This window comes from Kitasatospora sp. NPDC093550, assembly GCF_044764985.1.
Taxonomy (GTDB): domain Bacteria; phylum Actinomycetota; class Actinomycetes; order Streptomycetales; family Streptomycetaceae; genus Kitasatospora.
Genome location: NZ_JBIWJF010000032.1, coordinates 1 through 26,000, shown reverse-complemented (window position 1 = coordinate 26,000; position 26,000 = coordinate 1). Strand labels below are relative to the sequence as shown.

9 protein-coding genes and 1 pseudogene are annotated in these 26,000 nt (G+C 68.2%); 6 read left to right on the top strand and 4 right to left on the bottom strand.

Annotation, left to right across the window (positions count from 1 at the left end):
* The first annotated feature begins 348 nt into the window (after positions 1-348).
* The 3 genes from ACIRD3_RS34135 to ACIRD3_RS34125 are packed head-to-tail and all read left to right on the top strand — an operon-like array spanning position 349 to position 8,685.
* Positions 349-2,361 carry a hypothetical protein gene (locus ACIRD3_RS34135; protein ID WP_402224333.1) on the top strand — a complete coding sequence of 671 codons (2,013 nt, stop codon included), beginning with the start codon at positions 349-351 and terminating at the stop codon, positions 2,359-2,361.
* The gene (locus tag ACIRD3_RS34130) at positions 2,354-3,313 is read left to right on the top strand and encodes a hypothetical protein (RefSeq protein WP_402224330.1); all 960 of its coding nucleotides are present in this window, start codon (positions 2,354-2,356) and stop codon (positions 3,311-3,313) included. Before ACIRD3_RS34135 ends, ACIRD3_RS34130 begins: the two co-directional genes overlap by 8 nt.
* Positions 3,310-8,685, top strand: a complete 5,376-nt coding sequence (locus tag ACIRD3_RS34125) for a DEAD/DEAH box helicase (protein ID WP_402224329.1) — start codon at positions 3,310-3,312, stop codon at positions 8,683-8,685. Before ACIRD3_RS34130 ends, ACIRD3_RS34125 begins: the two co-directional genes overlap by 4 nt.
* 172 nt (positions 8,686-8,857) lie before the next feature.
* Here the strand turns inward: ACIRD3_RS34125 and ACIRD3_RS34120 are convergent, their stop codons facing one another.
* Positions 8,858-9,868, bottom strand: coding sequence for an HNH endonuclease (locus tag ACIRD3_RS34120; RefSeq protein ID WP_402224327.1), 1,011 nt, complete (start codon positions 9,866-9,868; stop codon positions 8,858-8,860).
* 231 nt (positions 9,869-10,099) lie between these two features.
* Positions 10,100-13,834, bottom strand: a complete 3,735-nt coding sequence (locus ACIRD3_RS34115) for a ricin-type beta-trefoil lectin domain protein (protein WP_402224324.1) — start codon at positions 13,832-13,834, stop codon at positions 10,100-10,102.
* Between the two features lie 458 nt (positions 13,835-14,292).
* On the opposite strand from ACIRD3_RS34115, the gene ACIRD3_RS34110 reads away from it, so the two are divergent.
* A complete protein-coding gene (locus tag ACIRD3_RS34110) occupies positions 14,293-21,426 on the top strand; it encodes an RHS repeat-associated core domain-containing protein (protein ID WP_402224323.1) in 7,134 nt (2,377 codons plus the stop codon).
* Between the two features lie 41 nt (positions 21,427-21,467).
* On the top strand, positions 21,468-21,872 hold the full coding sequence (locus ACIRD3_RS34105) for a hypothetical protein (protein WP_402224320.1): 405 nt from the start codon (positions 21,468-21,470) through the stop codon (positions 21,870-21,872).
* 322 nt (positions 21,873-22,194) lie between these two features.
* Here ACIRD3_RS34105 and ACIRD3_RS34100 read toward each other — a convergent pair.
* Together ACIRD3_RS34100 and ACIRD3_RS34095 are read right to left on the bottom strand one after the other, a co-directional pair.
* Positions 22,195-23,196 (bottom strand): annotated as a pseudogene (locus tag ACIRD3_RS34100) (IS5 family transposase).
* A gap of 505 nt (positions 23,197-23,701) precedes the next feature.
* Positions 23,702-24,853, bottom strand: a complete 1,152-nt coding sequence (locus ACIRD3_RS34095) for a hypothetical protein (RefSeq protein WP_402224319.1) — start codon at positions 24,851-24,853, stop codon at positions 23,702-23,704.
* Positions 24,854-25,056: 203 nt separating this feature from the next.
* On the opposite strand from ACIRD3_RS34095, the gene ACIRD3_RS34090 reads away from it, so the two are divergent.
* Positions 25,057-25,494: a hypothetical protein gene (locus tag ACIRD3_RS34090; protein WP_402224316.1), complete on the top strand. Its 438-nt coding sequence runs from the start codon at positions 25,057-25,059 to the stop codon at positions 25,492-25,494.
* The last annotated feature ends 506 nt before the right edge of the window (positions 25,495-26,000 follow it).

Sequence of the window (26,000 nt, the reverse complement as noted above, 5' to 3'; positions counted from 1 at the left end):
CTGAAGTCCGCCGGGTGCACACCGCCTTGGGGCGGCGTCGTCACCGCAGGAAGGCGAGGCCAACCAGTTCGCCCAGGGCTGGATAATCTTCAACCCTACATTCAGGCGGACGCGTTCGTGTGCCCTTTGAAGAAACCTCCGAGCCGGCCTAGCCTCGTCTCCTTCCATGAAGCTGCTGGTTATGAACAGCCCGGCCAAGATGATAAATCTGAGCAGTGCTGACTGATCATCAGCATGTTCCTGAGCTGGGGGGCTATTCATGCATGTGAGCGCGGCCGCTGCACTGCCTGCGCGCGGCCAGGGCGAGGTCCGGGCTGCCGGGACTGGTCGCGGACATGGAACCGACAGGTGAGGGACGAGTCCGGCGACGGGCCGGGCAGCCGCTGGGCCGCATACGAGTGGTGGCAGACCCGCCTTGCCGAGGCGTTCTTCGGCGGGCACCGCAAAGACACACCGGTCCTCTTCTTCATCAATGACAACGAGCTACGCGAGCTCCAGGGCAGCGCCGAGGTCCAGGGCCTCAGCACAGCCGTCAGTTCCGTGCTCGGCTGGCATGGGGACCCGTACCAACCGGTCTCGGACCGCTGCCGCGTTTGGAAGCGCGGAAAGCGCGAGGATCCTCCGCCCTGCCTCCCGCTCCTCGCGACAGCTGTGCTGGCAGCTGCCAGGATGCAGCGGACTGAAGCGGGGCCCGGCGCTCCCGCGTACTACGCGCGCCTTGCCGAGGTGCTCTGTCCTTCTTGGGGCGGGGAGCGGCACAGGAAGCCGCTTGAGAGCAACTACGAGGCCGTCGTCGGCCAGTGGCTGTGCCTGGATGAATGGCTCCGGGAGCAGGGCGGGGCACGCGGCCTCAGCACTATCAGGAGGAACCCGGCCCTACGGAAGATCGGCTACGCCCAGTCCCAGGCTCTGGTCAGGGCGTCCGACCACGCGGCCCTGCGGCGGTTCTTCCGCTCGGAGAACCTGTCGCCAGGCCAGGAAGTCCACGGAAGGCGGCTGCTGGAGAAGCTCCAGATGTGGAGCTCCGTCAATCCAGGGGGCCTGTCCCAGCGGCTTCGCCAGGCGCTCGGCTCCCATGCAGAGGGTCCGCTCCTGGAGCCTTTGCTGGTCACCCTGTTCGAGGGCTGGGACGGGAGCACGAACCTGGGACACGGCAGCAGCGGCCTGCCCCAGGTGCGCCTGCGCGTCGTCCTCGAGGACGAATTCACAGGATGGGAAGCGCGCTGGCACGCGGAGGCCGTGTCCGATGTGGAGCACGACCTACTCCGGCATCCCGCCGGAGCGCTGGAAATCGCGCTCGCGGACCAGGTGTACGAACTCTCCGGGGCGATACCTGACCTGGCCCAGGCCCTGCAGCACGGGCTCTGTGCACGCGGGGCGGTGGCCGAAGCCTGCGTCGAAGGCGGACGCAGTGTCCTGGCGCTGCGCGAGGACCCTCTCGCCGGCGGCTGGACGGAAACCGATGTGCTGACAGCCCTCGAGCCCTATGTGTTCCTGTTCAACCCGTCCGGCCAGGGTCCGCTGCAGAGCCTCCTGGCCGATGCAGGCCATCAGTGGCGCTGCCCTGAGCCCGTCCCGGTTCCGGGCTGGCAGGTCACTCCCGAGCTGCGGTTCGACGACGAGCAGGCCCTGGCCGCGGCTCTGTCCCGGTCCGCTGTCGGGAGCGTCCGCCACCATCCGCAGCAGCGCCTGAGCCTTCGCAACGGGCTGCTCGTCGAACGCGGGTGGCGGCACCGCTCGCTCTTCCTACTGGGCGGGGAGCCCGATGCCATGGTCCCCGAGGCCTACCGCCGGCCCGGCCTGGTGACACTGGACGGCCAGCCGCTGGCCGTCCCGCCGGACGGCCTGACGGTGCTGCGGGGGAAGGGCCTCGCCCCCGGGCGGCACGTACTGGCAGCCGGCGGCACCGCCGCTGACTTCTACCTCGCATCGGCGCCGGAGCCCCTGGCCGACGCTCCGGGCGGCCCCGTGCCCGGTGCCCCGCCGGGAACCGTCGCCGTTCCCCTGGGCGGCGACGTGCGCTTCCTCACCGCCCAAGGCCACTTCCTCGCGGCCCGGCGGCCTCAGGAGCCCGCGTGGTGGAGGGACCGCGCCCCCGCGCTCTGCGGCGGCGGGACAGCCCGCATACCGGTTCCGCCCGGCGCTGTCTGGCTGGTGGCTGCTTCCGGCGCCGGCGAGCCCGCCGTCACCCTGCTGCAGCCGCAGGAGCCGGACTTCGGCTCCCTCAGCCGGGCTGCCAAGGACTACTGGAGCCGGCTCGTCCTGCTCGACCTGGCCGGCACAGCCCACTCGACCCTGTGGAAGCGCTACAGGGAGGCAGCCCTCAGCCAGTTCCCGCGAGGGGGATTCACACGTGTTTGACCCGGACCACTTCATCTCCTGGATGGCACAGCAGGGCAGCGGCCCCCTGGCCGCGCTCATCCGCCACACATCATGGGCCGCCGGCTGCGACAGGCGGCCCGCCACCCAGTGGCTCAGCCGCATCGAAGCCCTCGGCGCCGTCACGATCGACTGGCGAACCGGCCGGTGGAGCGCGAACGCCTGCGAGATCACGGACCTGCCCGGGAACACCCAGACCGCCGTCCTCACCGGTGCGCGGCCCGTCGGGCCGGGCTTCTACCAGGAGCACGGAGCGGTGACGGCCGTACCCCAGGAACCTGAAGAGTCCGGGATACCCCTGCCGACGGCCGTATGGCTGCAGTACTCGGAGCGCTCCCGCCTCCATGAGTTCGCGGCGTCCACCGGCTCCGCGGCCGTCCCGTGCGCGGCTGAGTCCGCCGCCAGGTCCCTACGTCCGTTCACCCTGGGGCCTGCGGCGGCTCCCCCGGCGCGCGACAGCCCAGCCGAACGGTTCGACCCCGTCGCCGGCCGGTTCGTCCCCGTCGCCCTCGGCGGCAGCTGGCCCGCCCCCGGCCTGTACCGGTTCACGCAGTACAACCGCCTGCAGCGCTACTCCCTGCTCCACCGGCCCAGGCTGCCCTCGGCTCCCGGCCGTCTGCACACCCCCGACCCGTTCCCGGAGCAGACCTGGCACAGCGTCGACCGGAGGGCAGGCATCCACCACGTCATCCCGCCGGCAGCGTTCCCCCTGCGCTGGAAAGCCGACCGAACAGGCAGCCGAAGCGCCGGCACGCTGGGACGCATGACCGTTGACCGCAGGGCGCCCCTGCCGCTGGCCCACGAACGGGCAGCGGTCCTGTGCACAGGGCTGGCGAGCCTGCGCACAGCAGGCACGGAGCACTACGACGGGGTCCCCTTCTTCATCGCCGACCGCATTGCCCGCACCCTGCACCGCCGTCTGGAGACTGAATGAGCACACCCCTGCCCGGCCTGGACGCCTTCACGACGCACAACGCCTTGGCCGAGGCCTACCTGCGCTACTACGACACCGCCTTCCGGCTTCGCAACAACAGCCTCCAAGCGGAACGCCGGGCTCTGCTCGACCAGCCCGGCGGCGTCTTCGCCGACCCCTTCGTCGAACTCCGGCCGGACTACGCCCTCACAGGGCGCAGCATCGCCGAATCAGCCACGGCAGCCGGAGCTCCCCCCGAACTGGCCGACTTCGCCGAGTGCGGGCTCTTCGAGAAGGGGATGGAGCTCTACACCCACCAGGAACGGACCCTGGCCAGCACCATGGCCGCCGGCCGGAACGCAGTGATCACAGCCGGCACCGGGTCAGGGAAGACTGAAGCATTCCTCCTGCCCATCCTGGCCGACCTGCTGCGCGAGTCACAGGACTGGAAGGGCGAGCCCGCAGTGCCCAACCCGTGGTGGGAGCGGTCTTCAGCGGACTACTGCCCCCAGCGGCAGGGCGAGACCGGGCACACGCCCGCAGTCCGGGCGATGATCCTCTACCCCATGAACGCACTCGTGGACGACCAGCTCGTCAGGCTCAGGCGGGCCCTGGACAGCGACCGGGCCCGCACGTGGCTTCGCGCCCACCGCGGCGGCCACCGCTTCTACTTCGGGCGCTTCACCGGCAGCACCCCCGTGACCGGCAGCCAGGAGCAGCGCTACGCCGTCGACGAGCTGCGCAGCTACCTGAAGGCCACCGCCGCCCGCGGCGAGCGCGCCCGTGCGGCCGCCGAGGAGAGCTGCAGAGAGGACATCCGCTACTTCGCCCCCCGCCTGGACGGGGCGGAGATGCGCAGCAGGTGGGACATGTACCACTCGTCCCCCGACATCCTGATCACCAACTACTCCATGCTCAACGTGATGCTCCGGCGCAGCCGCGACGAGGACTTCTTCCTCCGCACCGCGCAGTGGCTGGACTCGCACGACGACGCCCGGTTCACCCTGGTGCTCGACGAACTCCACATGTACCGGGGCACGCAGGGCACCGAGACCGCCTACCTGGTCCGCAACCTCCTCCACCGGCTCGGCCTGAACCAGCGCCCAGAGAAGCTCAGGATCCTCGCCGCTTCCGCATCACTGGACGAGACCCGTGAGAAGGACCGCCGCTTCCTCCAGGAGTTCTTCGCTGCAGGGGAGGAGTCCTTCCACTTCATCTCCGGAGAGGCTGCTCCCCGTGCCGCGGGCCCGGAGGACATCTCCGCAGCCGCCCCTAGGCTGGCACGGTACGCCGGGACTGAGCCCGGTCCCGCTGAGGCCGCCGAGCTGCTCTCCGCGACCGGTGCGGCGCAGGCGCTGGCCAGCGCGCTCGGTGCCGGGTCGGCCGGTCCCTCCGCCCCGGCCATGGCCTCTGCGGCCCTCGCCAGGAAGCTGTTCCCCTCCAGCAGCAGCGAGGAAGCCGGCAAGGCCCTGCAGGGGACGGCGGCCGCCATCCGTGCTGCTGCCGAGGCCGGGGTCGACGGCCTGCCCAGGATCCGCATCCACCTCTTCTTCCGCAACGTGGCCGGCATGTGGGCCTGCTCGGACCCCCGGTGCCCGGAGGTCCCTGCCCCCTTCCAGGACCCGTCACGGTCCGTCGGCAGGATCTACTCCGTCCCCCGCACCTTCTGCGACTGCGGCGCCCGCGTCCTGGAACTGCTCTACTGCCAGTCCTGCGGCGAGGCCATGCTGGGCGGCTACGTGCCGCAGAGCGCTACCGGACGCGGAGTCTTCAAGTCCGTCCTGCTGCCTGACAGCCCTGACCTGTCCCGTGCCCCCGACCAGGCCGGCAAGGACCGGTCAGCGGAGAACTACATCGTCTACTGGCCCTCCAAGGGCCCGCAGCGCGCTGACGACGACGCTGAGTGGAGCGCCGACAACAGCAGTGTCACGTTCGCCTTCCGTCGCAGTGCCTACGATCCGGCTACCGGGCTGCTGTCCAACGGGGCAGCCAAGGCCACCGGCTGGAGCTTCCATGTGAGCACGCCTGTCGACAAGAACACCGGCCGGCCCAAGCACGCGCTCTCCTCGTTCCCGCCCTTCCCCACCCGCAGCCCGTGCTGCGGAGCCGACTGGGAGCGCCTCTACACCAAGCACGGCACACGCAGGCCCATCACCGACCCCGCGCGGCTGGCATCGTCCGTGCGGACGATGAGGACCGGTTTCGAGAAGATCAACCAGGTGCTGTCGGACGAGCTCGCCGAGCAGTTCACCGACCCTGCCGAGCGCAAGCTGATCGTCTTCACGGACAGCCGGCAGGACGCCGCCAAGCTCTCCGCAGGCATCGCCCTGCGGCACTACCAGGACCTCATCCGGCTGCTCGCCCTGGACGAGCTGGGACGGTCTGCCCGAGCCGCTGAAGACGTGGCTGCCGTTCGCGCCGATCCGCAAGGGCAGTCCGAGGCCGGTACCGCTGCCGTCGAACGCCTCAGCGCGCAGAACAAAGACGACCTGAACGCCCTGCGCCTGGCACTACTGCTCCAGAATGAAGCCGACGCGGCCGCATCGGAAGCACGGCTCGCATCCCCGCCAGCCCTCGAGGCTCTGGCCAAGGTGCACGTCAACAAGCGCCTGCTCTCCCTGGGAGTCAACCCCGCGGGCCCGAAGCCGAGCGTGCAGCACGTCAATGACCTGCCCTGGCACGAGCTCTTCGACTGGGAACAGCAGCCCCCCGCGCTTCAGCTGGGAACCTCAGACGCCCAGAAGGCTGCCCTGAGCTCCGAGAACGGGCTCCTGGAGAACACCCTCGAAGCCCTCTTCTCCGGTGCCGGACGCGATATCGAATCGCTCGGACTGGGCTCTGTCGCCCCCTCACCAGCTGTCCCCGACCCTGACGGCCTCGGCCGCGCCAGCCTGCGGATCCTCGCCGAACTACGCCGCTTCCAGGACCTCCGCGACGGCAGGGACCAGCCTCCGGCGCAGCTCCGGGAGTACTGGAAAGCCGTCGCACAGCACCAGGACAAGCACCCCGACGATGTGCAGATCGCCGCCGAGGCCGCGTGGGGCGATACGGTACGGGAGTACCTCATCGACCCGAGGAAGGCGGCCGTCCAGCCTTCCCCCAGCCACTCGTGGCGGTGCGGCCAGTGCGGGCGCCGGCACCTCACCCCGAGCGCCGGTACCTGCACGCGGTGCCACAGCACCCTCCCCGCGCAGCCGGAACCTGACAGGAACCCGGAAGCAGGCGACTACTACGCGTGGAAGGCAGCCAGTGACCGCGCCGCCTTCCGCCTCAACTGCGCCGAGCTGACGGGCCAGACGGACCGTCTCGATGCCCAGTCCCGTCAGGCCCGCTTCCAGCACGTCTTCCTGAACGACCCGCCCGAGGTCCCGCTCGTGCACGGGATCGACCTCCTTGCGGTCACCACCACCATGGAGGCCGGCGTCGACATCGGACCGCTGTCCGCCGTCCTGATGGCCAACATGCCGCCCAGCCGCTTCAACTACCAGCAGCGCGTCGGGCGGGCCGGCCGCCGGGCCTCGCCGGTCGCGGTCGCGCTGACTGTCTGCCGGGGACGCAGCCACGACGAGCACTACTTCGCGAACCCGTCATCGATCACCAACGACCCAACCCCGCCTCCCTACCTGACCCTCCAACGGCCGGAGATCTTGGAACGCGCCCTGGCCGCCGAGGTCCTGCGGCTCGCGTTCCGCAACCTCGATGCCCACGGCGGCTCAGGCAGCGTGCACGGAGAGTTCGGCAAAGCCCGGGACTGGCCCGCGGCCCAGCCAGCCGTCCGGGAGTGGCTCAGCCAGCAGGACGGCGTACTAGCCGCGGCAGCACAGGCGCTGAGCGCCTTCACCCCGCTCCAGCCGACTGAGATCCTCACCAGCCAGTGGCTGGAGAAGCTACTGAAGAAGGTCACAGAGGTGGCTGCCCAGCCCACCGGCTCCGAGGAACTCAGCGAGCGGCTCGCGCACGCGGGCGTGCTGCCCATGTTCGGGTTCCCCACCCGGGTCAGGCAGCTCTACCTGAAGGTCCCGCAGAGGAGGTCTCCATGGCCGCCTGACCACACGATCGACCGCGACATTGCCATGTCCGTCTCCCAGTTCGCCCCGGGCAGCGAGGTCGTCAAGGACGGCCAGGTGTTCACCGTCAAGGGGATCACCGACTTCGAGCCCACATCCAGGAGCCCCAGGCCCGTAGCGGACCCCCTGGAGAACCCCCAGGCCGTAGGACTGTGCCGGGTCTGCAACCACGTCGAGACGGCACCGTCCGGCGAGGGCCCCTGCCCGCAGTGCAGCTCGGAGAACTACAGTGTCGTAGAACTGCGGGAGCCCGCAGGCTTCCGCGCCAGCGAGCCGCGCGACTTCGACGGGGTATTCGCCTGGGCCCCGCGCACCGTCTCGTCCCGGGCCGCCGCCAACCTCTCAGCCCTCCAGTTCACCTCCTGGGAGGGCGCACACGTCTACTCCGGCCCGGGCGAGCGCTACATCATCAACGACAACAACGGCGACCTGTTCAGACTGCGCCGCACCTCGGGCAGCTGGGGCGGGTACACCGCTGTCAAGGGCAACGGACCGGGAAGCGATGAGGAAGTCCAGGTGGCTCTCGGGGCGGTCCTGCCCACGGACTTCTTCTTCCTCGGCCCCGTATCCGCCGTCGACGAGACCCACGGGTACCGGCTCAACCTCTCCCCGGCTCCTCCCGCCTACGGCAGCGACATCAGCCAGGGCCGCCGGGCCGCCTGGTACTCGCTCGCATTCCTGCTGCGCAGCGCGGCCGCCAAGTTCCTCGACGTCGGCCGGCAGGAACTCCTGGCCGGGATCCACCCGGGAGCGCATCCGGACGGCCATGTCGCCTACACCTTCCTGGCGGACGCCCTGGAGAACGGAGCAGGGTTCAGCACTCACCTCGGCAGCCCTCAGGTCATCGGCGACTACATGCGGGCCACCCACGCGTACCTGGACTCGCTGAGGGAGACCGAGCACTCCGCCGTCTGCACCTCTTCGTGCCCAGGCTGCCTGCGCGACTACTCCAACATGGCCTACCACCCCCTGCTCGACTGGCGCCTGGCCGGCGACCTGCTGACCGTCCTCTCCGGAGGGTTCGCGAGCACCTCGGACGACCGTGCCCGCCAGTCCCTGGCCGGCCTCCAGAAGATGCACAAGGGCACCTTCCTGGAAGGCAACCTGCCCGGGGTGACCTTCACCTCCCGCAGCGGCCTGCCCCACGCGGTGGTGGCGAAGCATCCGCTCCACATGTGCGAGGAGGAACTGGTGAGCGACGACCTCCGGCCTGCCCTGGACGCCGCCCTTTCGTTCACACAGGACGCCGACCGGGTCATCGTCGCCGACTGGTTCACGCTGGAGAAGAGCCCCATGCAGATCATCGAGCTGCTCCAGACCCGCTGAACACAGCCGGTACCGGTCAGGCGAGACGTTCCCCGGTGGGCCGTGTCAACGGCCCACCGGGGAACACCGTGCCGCCAGAAACGCTCCAACCGCACCCGTCAATCCCATGACGAATCCAACGACCCAGCCGTCACACCAGCCACGCCGAATCACATCCGGCAGCAGCGCAAGGTCAGGTCCTGGTCTCCTGAGAGCCTGTCTTGGCCTCCGACATCAGTCGCCGCAGTTCCGAAGGCGTCGGCCACGGGGCGCGGCGATGGATCATCCGGTGACAGTTTGCGCATATCAGGGCAAGGTCCGACAGCTTCGTCCTGCTTTCTCCTGCCGCGTGCAAAGGGACCACGTGGTGACACTCGATGTACCCGGCGCCGCGGTCACCGTAGGCCTGCTGGAAGTCGAAACTGCAGACCTCGCAGGAAAGGCGGCGGCCTTGCCGCACCACTGAGTCGATCTTCCGTCGGCGCAGTTCCGGACTGCGTTCCCGGGCGAGGTGCTGCCGCAGCAGGAGACGGCCCTCCGGTGCATCGAAGTCCTCCGGGTCCTCACCTGGTGCCACTGGCGCCTGAAAGCCGCCGGTAAGGACCCCGGCCCGGATGAGCTGAGCGGCAGCAGCCATTTCCACCGGACTGTCCAGGAACGCCTGCAGGACAGCGCGGTCCGTAGCGCCGCCGTTGGTGGGCTTGCCCTTGTAGTCCGGATGGCGCGTAGCGATGTCGAAGGTCTTGCGCGCCACCCCGTTGGCGTTTCGGAACGTGTCGTTCCTGGATGAGACGTCATGGATCGGGAGCAGCTGGAGCAGGCGGGACAGCTCAACCACGCGGGGGTCGGTTGCGGCCAGTCCTCTCCAGCCGTTCTCCGCGGTGACGTCACAGGCGAGGACGACCTCGTCCCAGGCCCAGTCGGGATTGCGGACCGACTTGACCGTGAAACCGAGCCGCTTCAGCCACACGACGGCCTCCCCGGTACCACCATGGAACTCGGTGGGCAGCAGCGCCGTGCCGTGCTCGTACTGGTGAGCCACGCCCGCGATGGCCTTGGAGTCGTACTCCCTACCCTCATACACGAGCAGGTAGGTGCGAGCCTGGCCGAACCCGTACTGGGAGAGGAAGGCGTCCTGGCCGACGCGGTCGTACTCCTCTACAGCGCTGAGCACCGACTCGCGACTGATGACTCCTCTAAACATGCTTCCCAGCATAGGACTTGGTGGAATACGGAGGCCCGGGGTCGCGCCCTGAGACCGGTGTGCCCAGGTAGTGCCGCACTGTTTCCCCGGCGGGCTACGGGTCCCGTCCGGCAGCTGTTCCACTCGGCGATGGTCTTCGTGCCGGACGCACAGGGCGGGTCCCGGCGCGTTCGCCGGGACCCGCCCTCGGGTGTCAGCCAGACCGCGTCGAGCAGTCCGCTAGCGGAGTGACTACGGTGCGTGCTTCTCGTAGGTGAGGTTCCACTGCTGATTGGCCTGTATGCCGGGGCAGTCCCAGATGCCGAGGCGGGTCCCCTGCTCGGTGTGCCACCCGGGCAGCTCGAGGCAGCGGCCGCCGGGGTTGTCCGCGGTGACGGTGGCGGGCAGGTAGATCCGGCCGTCGGGGCGGACGGCCCACTTCTGGCCGGTGTTGCCGACGCAGCGGGAGAGCATCAGGCCGGTGCCGTTGGCGAGGGCGTTGCCCTTGGTGGACACGCACCAGCTTCCCGACCGGACGGTGCCGTCGATGGCGAAGTTGAACCGCTGGTTGACGGTCTGCCAGCAGGCGTAGACGGCGACGTCGGTGCCCTCGTTGGGCCCCCCGATGGAGTCCATGCACTGCCAGTCGACGAGCTGGGGGTGGACGGTGACGCTGGAGTCGGAGTAGCCGGCGAACGCCGAGTGGTCGAAGCCGTCGACCTTGCCCTTGACTCCGGTGCCGCTCTTGCCGGGGAAGATGGAGATCACATTGGCGCTGTCCATGACCCACAGGTCGGGGGTGCCGTCGTTGTTGAGGTCGCCGGCGCCGATGCGGGGGTAGTCGGACGCCTTGAGCGGCTGGCCGACGGCGAGCTTGATCCCCTGGTCGGGCTTGGTGAGGGCGCTGTAGTCGACGGTGCCGTCGGCCTTCCAGCCCAGCGGGTAGGCGTAGATGTCGCCGGTGACGCGGTTGCGTGCCCAGACGGTCGCCTGGTTGGTCGGATCGGTGGTGCCGGGGATGGTGGTCGGCCCGTTGGCCGCGCCGGGGTTGATCAGTTCCAGGTCGGCCCAGCTGCCGGAGGCGGCGGGGAGGTAGGTAGCGGCGTCGAGGGCGTCGGCGAGGCCGTTGGGCTGGAAGAGGTAGAGGTTGTTGTTCTCCAGGGAGAGGATGGAAGTCTGGGTCATGATGACCTTGCGGCTCGCGTTGCCCGGGTCACCGCCGACGGCCTCACCGTCGGGCGTGCCGATCGCGAGGACCTGCGAGGCGCTGCTCCAGTTGGCCTGGTTGTATCCGGGGCACGCCGCGCCCGTCAGGTAGGTGGTGCAGCTAGGCCGGTTGAGGGCGACAGGGGTGAGGGTGTCGAAGCGCCCGGTGCCATTGTTAGGAATGAGGTAGAGGGCCTCGCGGAGCTTGGACGTAGTGTCCTTGTTGTAGTGCGCGAGGACCTCGTCGACGGCCTGGCCGACGGCGAAGGTGCCGTGGTGGCTGACCTGGTAGTCGGCCCACGTGGTGCCGTACGTGCGGTTGTTGGGCGCTGCCGCAGCAGGGGCGGCCAGCGACGTGGTCGGGTCGGTGGTGCCGCCGATGACGCGCAGGTCGCCGTTCTTGTCGACGGTGACCATGTCGGGCTTCTGGTCGTTGTCGACGTCGCCGAACAGCGGCTGGGTGTCGGGCCGCCAGGGGACGTAGAAGTTGTAGACGGCCGGCTGGCTGTAGTTGCCGGCGTTGTCCATGGCCCACGCGTAGAGGGTGTTGGTGCCCCAGTCCTTGGGCTTGTACGTGTAGGGCTGGCCCGGGGCCAGGGTGTCCTGGCCGCACTTCCATCCGACGACCGGGGTCGGGTCAGTGCTCACGCGCACGCACGCGACGCCCGAGGCCTGCAGGCCAGCACCGGGGGCGGGGTCCTCGGCGTTGATCGTGAAGCTGCCCACGTCGTTGACGTACTTGGCCGGGCTGGGGTTGGGCGTGCCCGACAGCGGGAAGTCGGTCGACTTGATGCTGACGCGCGGGTTGGTCTTGTCGACGCGGAAGTAGCACCAGGCGCTGTTGGGCGAGGTCAGAGTGGTGTCGTCGGCGCGGGCGACCCAGCCGTACTGGTGGCCGTCCGACAATGATCCCACGCTCTTCGTGGGCCCAGGATCGTTGTAGCTGCCGCCCCAGTCGCCGACCGCGGCACCGAAGTTGGGGTCGTTGTCGTCCCACATCTGGTAACCGGTGTACAGGCTCTGCCCGGTGGGCGACCAGCTGTTGGCAGTGACATAGATGTTCTGGTTGTTGCCGACCCATCCGGGGTTGTCCCAGGGGTTGGCCCCGCCGCTGGTGCACTCGGCCGTCGCGTTGGTGGACGCGAAGCCCGGAGTGGGGGTGGTACGCGGCCACCAGACGGTGGGCGTGATGTCGTAGGTGGTGGTGATGGACGGGTTGTTGGCCAGGAAGTGGCGGAAGTTCTTGTCCCACTCGGAGGTCTGCGGCGCGACGCCGACCGTCCAGATCTGCCACTTCTCCGCAGCGGCCCGCTTCATGGTGTCCGTCAAGTCGATGGTCAGCGGGCCGGTGCCCTTGAGCCACTGGCCGTTGACCGGGGCGCAGCCTTCCATGACGACGTTCCCGTTGTCCCCGCAGGGCTGCGCGTACCAGTTGGTGTCGGTGCCGATGGTGCTGCCCGGGGGGCCCGAGTAGATGACGAACGGCGTGTCGGTCGCCATGTTCGAGGCGCCGGTGACCTGGCCGTTGAAGGCGGCGCCGAGGATGGTGGGGGCGGAGGCGGCGCCCGGGGGGACCGTGTAGATGGCGGGATTGATGCCGAACTGGAAGTACGCGCGCTGGCGTCCCTCCTTGCCGCAGTCGATGTTGGGGTCGCTGCTGTGGTACCCGCAGTAGCCGGTGGCGACGTTGGACTTCAGATTGTAGTTCTTGGCCCCCTTGTAGTTCTCCTGGACCTCGACCGAGCCCTGCGAGTAGCTGGTGGCCGCGACGAAGGCGGGGTCGATGTACCACGGGCCGTCACCGGCGCCTAGGGCGTCCTGGTTCGGCGTCAGCTCGATCGCCGACGGCGTGACCTTGGTGCTGATCGCGGCGACGTTCGCGCCGTCGCCCGGTGCCTCGGCGCTCGACGGGATCCCCACCGCGCCGTCCGCGGGAGACGGGACCGGGGCGGCGGCCAGCGCTACGCGCTGCTCCGAGCGGGAAGCGCGGGCCGCGGGAGTGGGAGGGCTCGCGGGCTTGCTGGAGTCCCACTGCAGAGGCGCCGGGGCCCGGAAGCGGGTGGCACCCTTGTCGTCGACGACGCTGATCGCACCCGACTGGTCGGCCGCGACCGACAGGCCTTGCGCGGAGACCGGGAAGGTCAGCGACTTCAGAGCCGCGCTCTCGGCTGCCTCCTTGGTGCGCACGATGATGACGTCCCGCCAGCCGCCCTGGGGCAGCGCGGTCAGCTGCAGGTCCACACCGGGGAGGACGTTGGCGTAGGTCGCGTTGGCCCCGGCCACGGATGGCTTCGGCAGCGGGAACGGGGCGTTCACCGCCAGGCTCTTGCCGTCGTCGGTGGTCACGGTCGCCATTGGGCCGGTCCCGCCGCCCGAGAACGTCAGACCGGTGGTGGCCACCGCCGGGCTGAGCGTGCCGTTGCCGTTGGCGCGCAGCGTCGGGTCGATGTCGGTCCAGGTGCCACTGCGCTTGGTGCGTACGGCCTGGGCGTTGTCGGTGGTGGTCAGTGTGCCGTTCGGGTTGGCGACGGTCTTGGAGAGCTCGTTGGTCAGCGTCTCGACAGCGACGGGCTTGCCGGTCGACTTGGCCTTGGCGATCGCGTCGAGCATGGCCTGCTGCTCAGGTGTGCGGGCGGGTGCGGGCGAGGTGGGCGCGGGGAACTTCACGCCGCCCACGGGACCGTGTGTCGGCGGTACGGGGGCGGTGTCGGCGAGTGCTGCTGGGGCGCTGAGAAGGGCGAGGCTGAGTGCGCAGCCGGTGCCGAGGGCGGTGAGCGCCATGAGGCGCTTGCGTATGGACGGTGCTGGCGGCGTGTGCCTGACGGCGTTCGGAGTGCTGGTCATGGTGGAGCTGTGAGTTCCCTCCCGGTCGGACGCCCCTCGAAGGGGAGCGTTCGGGTGGGAACGATGGGGCCTGACCTGCAGTTGGGTCAACCCCGGTGCCTGGTTGCGATGACATGTCTGGATTTGGAGCGGGTTGCGAGGTCAAGACTTCATAAACATCTCATGCATGGCGTTCGAACGATCTGGCGACGTGATCGCCGGTTCACATATCGTCACCTCGATCGTGGCACGGTCATGACTATATGACGCTGTGTCGACAATGAGCGAGGAGAGACCACGTGACGGTTTGGCCTGCCCGGAAACGGGCCGGGAGACGAACAGGCGGCCGATGGCGGTCGCCTGCTGTGGCAGCCGCAGTAGCGCTGGCACTGACGGGGGTGAGCGTGCCACCGGCTGTGGCATGGACCTACCCCGAGCCGGAGGGCGAGGTCTGGACGCCCCCGAACACTCCCTTGGGAAGCACAGGCGTCTCGGTCAAGGGGCATGACGCCAAGCCGAAGGGCTCCAGCATTCCGGGCAAGGCCGCCGACTGGAAGCCGCAGGTCGCGCCGCCTGTCGTCACCGGCACGGCGACAGTCGTCGTCGGAGCCGACAGCGCGGAAGCCGAGGCAGCCCGCAAGGCCACCGGCGGGGCATCGCCCGCCTCCGGCGGCCAGACCGGGTCCAAGGCCGGGAACCTGGCCGTCCGGGTCTCACCCGGAACCGGCACCGGCGAGAGCGCCCACACCGTCACCGTCGAGGTCGCTGGCCAGGACAAGGGCAAGGCGGCTGGCGTCAGCGGGCCGCTGATCACGCTCAAGGACGCCGGGGCACCGAGCGGAGGCAACGGCCGCGAGGCACGCGTCACCCTGGACCTCAAGGCCCTGCAGGCCGGCGGATGGTCGGACCGCGCGGGCCTCGTCGCGCTCCCGGCCTGCTCCCTGACAACGCCGGAACGCCCCGAGTGCCGCACGCAGACGCCTGTGACGGCGAAGACCGACAGCACCGGCTCAGTAACTGCGGACATCACCCTGCCTCCCGCTGCGGCGCCCGCAAGCCCGCACACCGGCGCCGTGAAGGCCTCATACTCCACCCGCAGCACCGACTCCGCTGTTTCCCAGGCCGTTGACAGCACGGGCGTCAATGCGAGCCCGGTGGTCCTTGCTGCAGTCACGTCGCCGTCGGGTGCCATGGGCAACTACACCGCGACATCGCTCTCGTCGTCAGCGGCGTGGACAGCGGGCTCCAACACGGGCAGCTTCACGTACAGCTACCCCATCCAGCTTCCGCCGACCCTCGGTGGGGCCGCTCCCGCCGTGGCGCTGGGCTACAACTCGGCGGACGTGGACGGCAAGACGTCCGCCACGAACGCGCAGCCCTCGTGGGTCGGTGACGGCTGGGGCTACGAGCCCGGCTTCATCGAACGCACCTACCGCAGCTGCGACAAGGCCGGGATCACAGGCTCACCGGACCAGTGCTGGGGCGGCCAGAACGCCACCATCTCCCTGGGCGGCCGGTCCGGGGCTCTCGTGCGCGACGACGCCACCGGCGGCTGGCACCTCGAGAGCGACGACGGGACCAAGGTCGAGCAGCTCAACGGCGCGCCGAAAGCCGTCGGCGACACCGACTACCAGGGCTTGGAGTACTGGCGGGTCACCACGCCGGACGGCGTCCAGTACTACTTCGGCCTCAACCACCTGCCGGGCGGTGACGCAAGCGATCCCGCCGCGAACTCGGTGCTGACCCTGCCGGTGTACTCGCCCAACAGCGGCGACCCCTGCTACAGCGCGGCCAGCGGGAACAACTCGTGGTGCCAGATGGCGTGGCGCTGGCAGCTCGACTTCGTCGTCGACCCGCACGGCAACCTGACCACGTACAAGTACGCCGCCGAAGGCAACAAGTACAAGCGCGGCCGTGTCCAGAGCGGCGGCGCCGGAACCCTCACGGACTACCAGCGCGCCGCCTACCTCAAGGAGATCGCCTACGGCCAGCGCCTGGACGAGCAGAAGACAGCCAAGGGCGGCGCGAACCCGGCGGCCAAGGTCGTCTTCTCCGTCTCGGAGCGCTGCATACCCGGCGGGGCGATCACCTGCGCCGAGGACCAGCGCACGGCGGCCAATGCCGACGCCTGGCCGGACACCCCGATCGACCAGATCTGCACCGACAGCTCGTGCACGGTCTCGGCGCCCACGTTCTTCACGACCAAGCGCCTGACCGCGATCACCACACAGGTCCTGGTCGACTCCGCCTACCGCACGGTCGACACCTGGAACCTCAACCAGGAGCTCGCCGACCCCGGCGACAGCACCAAGCGCCTCCTGCAGCTCGACTCCGTCCAGCGTGTGCCGAGCAACGGCCAGGCGGAGATCAAGGACCTCCCCGCCGTTCAGTTCCAGTACAAGATGCGCGCCAACCGCGTCGACGGCCTCGTCCCTGCATCACCGATGTTCATGCGCCCGCGCCTGATGGGCGTCACCACCGAGACCGGCGGCCGCATCAACGTCATCTACAGCGACCCCGAGTGCTCGAGGGTCAACAACCGCATGCCGGCCTCCGAGGACGGCAACATGATGGCCTGCATACCCGTCAAGTGGTACCTGCAGGGCCAGTCCTCCAAGGACCCGGTCAACGACTGGTTCGACAAGCCCCTCGTCAAGGTCGTCACGGAGCAGGACCTCGTCAGCACACCGGCGGTCAGCAAGACCACCGAGTACACCTACGAGGGTGGAGCCGCCTGGCACCGCAACGACGGCGAGTTCACCGACCCCAAGACCCGGACGTGGGACCAGTTCCGCGGCTACCAGTCGGTGATCACCACCACCGGAAGCGGCGACGCCTCCGAGGCGCCCAAAACCCAGCAGCGGGTCACCTACCTGCGGGGCATGGACGGTGACTACCTGGCCAACGGTACCCAGCGCAGCGTGCAGGTGCCTAGCCCGCTGGGAGGGAACGTCACCGACAGCGGTCAGCTCGCCGGACGCGTGGTCGCCACCGAGGTCTTCGACAAGGCCGGCGGCGCGGTCGCCCAGGTGGCCGGAACCGTCTACAGCGGGCAGCAGAAGTCCGCGACCCACGCCCAGAGCGCGGGCGCGCCGAAGGTCTACGCCTGGCTCCCGGACTCCGAGAGCACCCAGGTCGCCAAGGCCAGGCTCGCCGACGGCAGCTGGCGCACGACCACGTCGGTCACTACCACCGAGCCGGCCAACGGCAACCGCGTCATCAAGGTCGACGACAAGGGCGACGGCACCGCCGCGACCCCCGAGACCTGCACTACGACCGGCTACGCCGTCGGCGACAACCCGCAGATGCTGACCCTGGCGTCCGAGACGACCACCTACCAGGGGCCCTGCTCTGGAGCGGCCACCGCCGCCAACACCCTGGCCGCCAGCCGCATCATCTACGACGGCAAGGCGTTCGCGAAGGCGGGTGCGGCCGGAGACGTCACCAGCAACCAGGTCCTCGACCGCTTCGATCAGGCGGGCAACCCCGTCTACGTCCACAACGGCAGCGCGACCTTCGACGCCTACGGCCGAGGCCTGACGACCGCGACGACTGATGGGTCGACCTACGACCGCAGCGGCGCACAGATCACCGGCCCGTCCGTCACCCCGGCCGTCACCACTGTGGCCTTTAGCCCGGCCGCAGGCCGACTGCCGACTGAGATCCGCACCACCGGGCCGATGGGCGCGGGATGGACCACGACCGTCACCCAGGATCCCGCCCGCGGATCGCCACTGATCAGCAAGGACATCAACGACCGCGTCACCACCAGCCAGTACGACGCTCTCGGCCGCCTCACCGCGGTGTGGACGCCCGACCGGCCCACCACGGAACTGCCGAGCCGGAAGTTCACCTACGCGCTCAACGGCGCCAAGGCCCCGTCCGCGATCACGACCGAGTCGATCAACGACGACGCGCTCTCCTACTCGGCCAGCATCGAGATCTACGACGGCCTCGGACGACCCAGGCAGACCCAGAGCACCAGCGACGCCAAGCCCACCGGGCGCCTGATCACCGACACCGTCTACGACAGCCACGGCTGGGTGATCAAGACCTCCGCGCCCTACTACGAGCAGGGCTCCTTCCCCACTCAGTCCGTCTTCCTCCCGGCGGCCGACGGACAGGTCCCCGGCCAGACATGGAACACCTACGACGGAAGCGGGCGCGTCGTGCGCTCGGAGTTCCGCTCCAACGGAAACCTCCAGTGGGCCACCACCACCGCATACCCCGGCGCGGACCGGACCGATGTCACCCCACCGTCGGGGGCCACACCGACCTCCACCGTGACCGACGCCCGGGGACGCACCGCAGCGCTATGGCAGTACCGGACGCCGACCGCGACCGGCAACCCCGCTGACGCTGACGTCACCGCCTACGGCTACACGCCGACGGGCCTGGCCTCGTCGCGGACCGACAGCAGCGGCAACACCTGGACCTACACGTACGACCTGCGAGGACGCCAGACCTCGGCGTCCGACCCGGACACCGGCGTCACGCGCACGTTCTACGACGCCAACTCGCGCGTCGACCACACCGTCGACGCGAAGAACACGACGCTCGCCTTCACCTACGACCTGCTCGGCCGCAAGACCGGCACGTTCAACGGCACGGTGGCACCCGCCAACCAGCTGGCCTCCTGGACCTACGACACGCTCGTCAAGGGCCAGTCCACGTCCTCAACCCGCTACGTGGGCGGAGCCGCCGGAGCCGCCTACACGAACGCCGTCACCGGCTACGACACCGCCTACCGGCCGCTCGGCACCTCCATCACCATCCCCTCCGCAGAAGGAGCGCTCGCCGGCACCTACACCACGGCCAACACCTACAGCCCCGTCATCGGGTCCCTGAAGAAGCTCGACATCCCCGCCGCGGGCGGCCTGCCGGCCGAGACCGTCAGCTACGGCCGGACCATCACCGGCCTGCTGACCTCGTCCGCCAGCCGCGGCAAGGCCGTCGTCGCGAAGGTCGAGTACGACGCCCTCGCACGACCGGTGCGTACGACCGCCGGCGAGTACGGCAAGCAGGTCGTCGCCACCCAGCAGTACGACTGGGCCACTGGACGGGTCATCAACAACTTCATCGACCGCCAGGTCGGCACCGTGTCGGTCGACCACACCAGCTACACCTACACCCAGTCCGGCCGCATCACCTCGATCACGGACGTCCAGGACGCCACCGCCACCGACACCCAGTGCTTCACCTATGACCACCTGAGCCGACTGACCGGCGCCTGGACGGACACCGGCGGCATCTCCACCACCGCGGACTGGACCGACTCCTCCGGCGAAGTCCACGGAACCGGCAGCTCCACCACCGTCCCCGGCATCGGCGCCTGCACCAACAAGGACGGCCCGGCCACCCTCAGCCCCGGCGGACGCACCATCGGCGGCCCGGCACCCTACTGGAACACCTACACCTACGACGCGACCGGCAACCGAACCGGCCTCGTCCAGCACGACACCACCGGCAACAGCCTCAACGACACCACCACCACCCAGACCTTCGGAGCCGCGAAAACCACCAACACTCCCACCAGCGCCCCCAACACCGGCGGCGGGACCGGCGGGCCCCACGCCCTTCTGACCTCCACCACCAGCGGACCCGCTGGCACCAAGGCCGTCAGCTACCAGTACGACGCCACGGGCAAAACCACCGCCATCACCGACACCGGCGGCACCACCACCCTGACCTGGAACGGTGAGGACAAGCTCGACTCCCTCACCAAGACCGGCCAGGCCGGCGCCACCACCTACCTCTACGACGGCGACGGCAACCAGCTCATCCGCCGCAACCCCGGCAAGACCACACTCAACCTGCCCACCGACGAGCTCACCCTCGACACGGCCAGCGGCTCCATGAGCAACGTCCGCTCCATCGCCGGCCCCGGCGGCCTGGCCTACACCCGCGTCACCGCCGCCGTCGGCGGAGGCACCGTCCTGATCCAGGCCGCCGACCCACACGGCACCAACGGCGTCCAGATCACCAGCAACCCCGCGCAGACCGTCATCCGCCGTCCCACCGACCCGTTCGGCAACCCCCGCGGCACCCAGCCCGCCGCCAACCAGTGGGCCGGCACCAAGGGCTTCGTCGGTGGCAGCAAGGACGACACCACCGGACTCACCAACCTGGGCGCCCGCCAGTACGACCCCGCCCACGGACGCTTCATCAGCCCGGACCCCGTCCTGGACCAAGCCGATCCCCAGCAGTGGAACGGCTACGCCTACAGCAACAACAACCCCGTCAACCTCTCCGACCCCAGCGGCCTACGGCCCGAAGGCGTCTGCGGCGGGTTCGGAACCTGCGCCGACTTCAGGGGCAACATCACCACCGAGACCTTCAAGCTCGAACGCGACGGCTCCTGGACCGAGAGCTACTGGAACTGGTACAGCGGAAACAGGGACCACCCCAACCACGTAGGCAACCACTACTTCATCCTCTACCGCGGCGGAACGTACAAGGCGGCCTTCAAGCAACTCACCGACACACTTCAGTACGTTCCGGGACTGAACGCCGTCGGAGCCGTCGGATCCGCCGCGATAGACGCATCTGACGGCAACTACATGAGCGCCGCTCAGAACCTGGCCGGCCTCATCCCCGGCGAGCGCGTAGCCGCAAAGGCAGCGGGTATCGCTGGAAAGGCTGCAAAAGCCGCAAGCAAGTCGGAGAAAATTGAGCAATCAGCCGAGAACGTCACAAGTGCCACCTGTGCCATCAGTGGCCTCGCTAGCACGGCCCACAGCTTCCTGCCAGGCACACAGGTTCTCCTAGCAGACGGCGCAACTCGATCCATTGAGGACCTTCGGGTCGGCGATCAGGTTCAGGCAACGGACCCAGCGACTGGAATCACCGAGTCCAAGCCCGTGATTCGTACGATTCGCACGCCGGACGACGAGAAATTCACCGATCTAACCCTGCGGGCGGGCGACCCCGGCAGCAGTTCTGAGGCGACGGAGACTCTCACCAGCACCCAGCACCACCCGTTCTGGGATGAAACCACACGCCGATGGACCGATGCATCGGAGCTGAGCCCCGGAGACCAGGTTCGAGCCCCCGGCGGACACGCCCTCACCGTCATGTCGGTGAGGAACTACAGCACCGTCCAGCAGACGGCCTATGACCTCACTATTTCTGATCTTCACGCGTACTATGTGCTGGCGGCTACCACGCCGGTTCTTGTCCACAACGATGGTGCCGAAAAATACCTTGAAGGATGCCCTGTCACCGTTCAGTCCCGTATGGTGACCAACTCGGCAAACCAGCAGGTAGAGCGCCTGACCGTGGGCAGCGAGGACGATCTTCTAGCGATCGCCGATCACCTCGCTGGTGGTAGCCTAGACAACTTTGAGAATAGGAAGCCAGACTTCTGGCGCGGCAAGCTGCCCGACGGCACGCATCGAGACATCGAGTTCAATCTCGAAGGACATAAGACCCCGCCGGAGGGTCCTCATGTTAAGCTGTCCGAGCTGGCGGATAACAGTCGCGGAGTCACTAAGGGAAACCCGTGGAGGACCGTTTTGAAGGTATTTATCACTGGACGTGAATTCAGGTGACGGCGGTTAGGAGGCACGTCAACTGGAAGTTTGCGGAAAGTGTGCTCGATGCGGTCTTGCCGGGGTCAACGGCATATGACCCGAATAGAATTTCCGGAATTCCTGCAGAGGATTGGAAGCCGTTTGATATCGAAGAGCGGGATGCCGATGCAATCGAAGACGACTTCCTGTCCTACTGTGCGGACCTTGAAGGGCCACTCATTGTAGTAAATAGCACTAGCTTCGACGAGGATCAGGGCCCGTTCTTCGTTGACGCCGCCTCCCTTGTCGATTTCGTAAAGACATTCCATGTCCGAGTCCGCGACTATTTTATGTATGCCAGTGTTATTGTCGTCTCTCCCGTCACCGGATGGGTGATTGTTGTTCAGGATGACGGATACATTGTCAAGGTGCGAGGTAATGCCGTCATGACTATGCCGCTTGGTGCTGGCGGCACCGGCACTTAGGAATATCGCTCCTAAAGGCTGCGCCTCTTTTGGCGAGTCGACGTTTTTAGGCGGGATTGGCTTCAGGGCGCCAGGGCTAGCTGGATGGTCTGCTCTGAAGCCAACCCTCCTCGCATCCCCTCTTGAGGTGGTGCGCACGGGCGTAATATGCCCCAGCCGTGTCGACACTGCTAGATGCCGCGAGCAAGATCCAATTCGGCGGCCCACTTCGTGCCAGTTCTCGTATCTTGCGCGAGCGTTGGCGTCGCGGATGGTGGCCATGCACCGCGGAAGGTGAGGGGCAGAGGGTCCCGGTACTACTAGGGCGCGTATTCGGTCGTGATCAATAGGTTCGAGTTAGGTCCTTGATCCAGATCATTGCGCCGCGGAGGTGGAGGCCGGCGAGGTAGCTTTCCGGGGTCTTGTCGTACCGGGTGGCGATGCCTTGCCAGGCCTTCAGCTTGTTGATCAGGCGCTCGACGGTGTTGCGCTCCTTGTAGAGCTCGGCGTCGTGACTGAGAGGCCGGCCGCCTGCGCTGCCCTTCTTCTTCCGGTTGGCACTCTGGTCCTTCTTCTCCGGAATGACGGCCTTGATCCTGCGTCGACGCAGGGGGGCACGGTTGCCGCGGGACGAGTAGGCCTTGTCCCCGGCGGCCGCGTCGGGTCGGGTGCGGGGACGGCCGACCGGCCCGCGAACCCGGACCTTCTTCAGCACGGGGATGAGCTGCGGGCTGTCCGCGGCCTGGCCCTCGGTCAGGATGAACACCAGCGGGCGGCACTTTCGGTCGCCGGCGCAATGGACCTTGCTGGTCTGTCCGCCCCGGGAGCGTCCGAGCAGGGCTTCCTTCAGCCGGAGCTTGCGCCGGCGCCGGATGCGTCGTCGTTCTTCCCGTTTCGGATCACCTGAGGCGTCCCGCCCGTCTTGCTCCTCCGGGCCTCCCCCTTTTGTCTGGCCTTCTCCGCCTCCTCGGCGGCCTTCTCCAGGGCGGCCATGGTGTCGGAATCGAGGTGCATCCCGGCGGCGTCGTGGTGAGCCCCGCACAGTCGTGGAGTCCACGCTGACCAGGGACAAGTCCACCTCGCCGCGCTTCGCAGCCTCCGCGATCACGCCCTCCATCAGGGCTTCGAAGACGCCGGCGTCCCTCCACTGCCGGAACCGGTTGGAGACGGTTGACCACGCACCGAACTCCTTCGGCATCTCCCGCCACTGCCCGCCCGTCCGGAATCGCCAGATCACGCCCTCGAACTGCTGCCGCAGCCGTTCCGGGTACGGGCCGTACTCGCCGATCGGCAAGTACGGCTCGATCAACACCCACTCTGCATCTGTAAGTTGCGCGCGCGTCACGCACCACGGTCTACCGGATCAGGACCCGACGCGAAGGTGAATCGGGCAGATTGATCACGACCGAATACGCGTCCTAGCGGAGACGTGGCCGGATATGGCCGACCTGGTTTCGAAGGTTACTCAGGAGCGGCAGATCTCGATCCCGATCGGGGCTGGGGCAATGTTGAGAAAGTCCTTTGAGGGAATGGTTCATGAAGCCCTTGCCGAAGCTGGTGGCGCCCCGGTGGCGCGAGATGGCCAAGGGCTGTCTTAACTGCCTCGCTATCAACCACTGCCACAATACGTGCTATAGCGGGTTTGATCATTCAAATAAAACCCATAAAGTCCTCCTGTGGGCGGCTGTAGATTTGCCGTGTCGAGCGTCTCCGACACCTCTGATTGAGCGGCACTATAAAGAGCGATGAGCAGCGCGCCTGGTATGGCTCCGGTATTTTGCGATCTTCTTCCGACGATTCGTACCCGGCTTCCGTCTGGGCCATACAGGCCGCAGGCCCTGATCTATACATCAACCCGAAGATGGAACGACCAGGGCATCGAGGGCCTGTTGCGCTCGGCCAAGGCTGTCCTTGCCAGCGCGGCGAAGGCCGGCTTTGGCATATTTCTCCACCATAGTGGTGGACTTCCAGTCCTCGGTGATGACCATGATCTCTGCGGCGCTGTAGCCATGGGCGGCGAGGTCGGCGGGGACGCCGGCACGAAGGCCGTGGCTGGTGGCGTTCTTGGCGTCGAAGCCCGGGGTGCGGCCGACTATGCGTTTGAAGGCGCGGTTCACTGCGTGGCCGGACATGCCGACACCAGAGGCCGGGACGGGCATGAGTCGGCCCCAGCGGGTGATACCGCGCAGTAGCGGCAATTGCGGCTCGGCTTGGCCGAGTTCGGCGAGCATTGAGATGTAGGTGCGCACGACGGTGATGGCTACCGGGTCGCGGATGACGTACTCGCGTCCGGTGGACCAGTGGTCGTTCTTGCTGGTGCGCTTGCCGACGACCATCTGTTCGCTGCCGTCCGCCAGGTACTCGACGGCGATGGAGTCGATCCGGTAGGCGGCCTGTTCGGAGCGGCGGGCGCGGGTGCGGTAGCCGAGGTGCAGGATCGTCAGGTCGCGCCAGCGGGCGAGGGGGATGTCCGCGGTGGCGCCCTGCTGGAGGTGGGCGATGCGGGCGGCGTCGACGGGCGGGCTGGACTTCGGGGTGCGGCGGGCGCGGGCGTGGTCGGCGGCCTGCTTGCGGATAAGTTCGGCGGTCGCCTTCTTCGGCGGCCAGTTCTCGTACCCCGCGCGGGCGTTGGCGTCGCGGATCGCGGCCATCGCGAGACGCAGTGAGCTGACGGGGGCACCGGTGCCGTCGCGGCCGCCGCGGCGGCGCAGGTGGGAAATGTAGGAGACCATGTTCGCCTCGCTGGTACGCGGGCCCGGGTGGCGGCCGTTGTCGGCGCACCAGCGGGCGAAGTAGCGCCACTGCTCGGCATAGGTCTGGCTGGTGCGCGCCGGCCGGGCAGTGGCGAGGTCGTCGGCCGCGTCCTCGGTCAGGGTCTCGTTCGGGTCGAGCCCGGCCCCGGTGAGCGGGACGAGCGCCTCGCCGTCGTCGACCAGTTCGCCGAGCACGATCTCGGCGGTGGCTCCCACCAGAGCCGGCAGGTTGTCCGCGTCGTCGTCCACAGGTGCTCCCTTCCCACGCGCGGGCTGATGATCCGTCCGGGACAGACTATCTGTACCATCCTCTGTATCGCGTCCTCTAAATCCAGTTAGAGGATGCAATACAGAGATTGATACATAAGAGGCCTCTCGAGAGTGCGGCCTCGTCTGGGACTCGTTTACCGTGTTATTTGTGTTCAGCGTCGTGAGCTGCAAAAGTGTGCAGCATGAAGATCACGATCACGGTGGAGAATCCGACTCCCGAGGCACTTGAGAAGCTGCTCGCCCTCGCTGCCATGCCGGCGGCCGTCGTGACCGCGCAGCCTGACGACCGGTGGACCCCGGAGCGGGCTCGCTCGTACTACGACCGCCTTCCGCCCCGCGCACAGCAGATCCTGCTCCAGGTCGTCGAGGGTGAAGGCGACTGCGCCGCAGACGAGTTGAAGGCGAACGGCCGAAGCCTGCGCGGATCCACCGGTGCCTTCCGCCGGGTGCTCACAGAAGGCAAGCGCACCGGGCTCTGGCCGGAGGCACTCCCGGCACCGCTGGTCTCCCACATCGTCGGCGGACAACTCAAGAAGCTCGAGATGCCAGGGCGCGGCACCGAGCAGTACGCTCTCAAGGCCTTCGAGGAAGGCCTTCGCGGTCTGCGGACTGGTGGCTGACAGCACTGATCCACTCGAGCCCCTCAGACTCACCCGGCCCGGTGATCGGGCTACTGATGCGTACTAGACAGCTTCGTCAACAGGGCAAGTCGGGCGGTCGAGCTGGTGGTTGGCGGTGATCGTCCAAGCACTGGTGGAGCCCATGGGCTGAACGCTAGTACCGGCCGCTGACGTCGAGCCGTCGCCGATAGCGGCGGACACGGTTCGACGGTTGCCGTTGCGCACCTCAACCGCATTGGCCCCGGCGGGGGCCGCTGACCCGTGCCGCTTCCGCTGCCCGGGCCGGTCGCCGTCGTCTGCCGCATCTTGTGCCGAGTGGGCATCACTGCGCCGATCGCGAAAGTCCGGCTGCCGCCGGACCCGGGCCTTGACGGCCCTTTCCGCGCTCATTCGTTCGAAGGCTGGCCGCCGTCTAGAGATCGTCTTCAAAGGTCAGATCCAGAGGAGGATCGAGGCGATGGTGACGGCGGCCTGGTAGGACTCGCGGGTCTTGTCGTAGCGGGTGG